Source organism: Endozoicomonas sp. SESOKO3, assembly GCF_024606255.1.
Genome location: NZ_JAHHPR010000152.1, coordinates 1 through 2000 on the forward strand (window position 1 = coordinate 1; position 2000 = coordinate 2000).

Annotated in this window: 1 protein-coding gene; it reads left to right on the top strand. The window is 48.5% G+C overall.

The genetic code is table 11. From position 1 onward, the window contains the following. Positions 1-2000, top strand: a 2000-nt coding sequence (locus KDK18_RS02630) for a LamG-like jellyroll fold domain-containing protein (RefSeq protein WP_257252994.1), incomplete at both ends; no start/stop codon positions are given.

Genomic DNA, 2000 nt, shown 5'->3' on the forward strand with positions numbered 1-2000 from the left:
TTTCCGTTTCGGATAGTTATGAGACGACGGACGTTTACTGGTCATTGGATGTCACCGCTGTCAATGATGCCCCTGAATTATCGAGCAGTCCTCTCATCGAGGGAATTGAGGCAGCCTACAGTTTCGCAGATAACAAAGACCTATCAGGTAATGGTAACCATCTGACCCTTAGCGGTAATGCCTCACTGGGCAGCGGACGAAACGGTAGTAATGTCTTTGAAATGGTTGGTACCCACGGCAGTGGTGAAATCTCCGGGCTTGAATTGGGTGGAGCTATGACCATTTCTGCCTGGGTGAAATACGATAGCCTGAGCCAGAACTGGTCGAGGATAGTTGACTTTGGTGATGGTCCTGGCAGCAACAATATTCTCCTTACCCATGTCGGCACCAGTGAAACACTGGCGTTTGAAATCTATGACGGAGCCTCCCTGGAAGGACAGCTTCATATCAACAACTTTTTCACCGCAGGCGAGTGGGTTCATGTGACCGCCACCGTTGACGATACCGGGGCAATGCGGGTCTATAAAAACGGAGAGTTGGCCGGAGAGAATCTCAACGGGGCTTTGATTCCAGAGATTGTCAGATCAAACAACTACGTCGGCAAGAGTAATTGGAGCAATGATGGTGATCTGGACGGTTCCGTAGGTGAACTTGCTATTTTCAACACTGGCCTGGGTGCTCATCAGGTCAAAGCCCTCTATCAAGCTGACTCTGTAGAAAATCTCATTAACGATTCCTTCCATGTGGCTGAACAGACAGCTAACGGCATTGTTCTGGGTTCAGTAGCGGCAACGGATGTTGATAATGCCAGTCACCAACTGACTTACTCATTGATTAACGACGCCGGTGGCCGCTTCACCATTAACAGTGCAACCGGTGACATCTCCGTGGCTGACAGCACTCAGCTGGATCATGACAGCAACCCTTCTCACACAATTACGGTTCAGGTGAGTGATGGCCAGCTCAGCAGTACCCGCGACTACACGGTTTATGTCAACCAAAGCAAACTGTCTATCAATGAGGATACAAGTTATACCCTGACTCTGAACGATCTGAGCAGCAGCGACCAGGAAGCGGATGCCATGACCCAAATCAAGGTATCTACTTTACCTGACGAGGGAACCTTGAAGCTCAATGGCGTTGTAGTGACGGCAAACCAGGTCATCAGCAAAGCGGATATTGAAGCAGGCCTTCTGGTATTTGAGCCAGACAGTAACGAAGCCGGTAATAACTACACGTCTATCGGCTTTAATGTACACGACGGTAGTAGTTATTCTGGTGAGCACACCCGAACATTTGATGTTGCAGCAGTGGTGGACAGCGTCACCATGAATGATCTCAGCACTGTAGTATTGAACAGTAACTTTGATGGCAACAACCCAGATGGCTGGCAACGAACTAACCCTAACGGCTTCAGCAGTTCACAATTTTTCAACAATCAACTGGTTAACTATCATTCGACTCAGTCCTACAGAAACATCGATACCAGTGACAGTTCAATACAGACCTACGAATTAACGTTCACTCTGCATCATGTAAGATATCAATACAATACCACCAATATCTGGGTAGAATGGAATGGACAGGTAGTCGCAACCTATACAGAACCGCCTGGTTCAAGCACTCATACATCGACCAAAACCATCCTTTTAAACACTACGGGTAATCCCACCACAGAACTCAGATTCCGAGAGGATCATAACTACTTCATGCTGGATGATATCCAGATTAAGAAATTGATTACTGTAGATGAGGATACCACTTTCAGTTTACCGGACCTTGGCATTACTCAGGTCGACACCGACGGTTCTGAAACGCTAACCGTTTCCGCCGACGGAGTCCCTGCAGGAGCAGTGCTCACTGATGGCAGCCACTCGATCACAGCGGATGGCACCGCTGTTGACATTTCCGGCTGGGACTACGCCAACCTGCAGATAACACCACCGGCAGACAGCACAGATACCATGAATCTGATCTTCACAGCCACCACGACAGAGAGT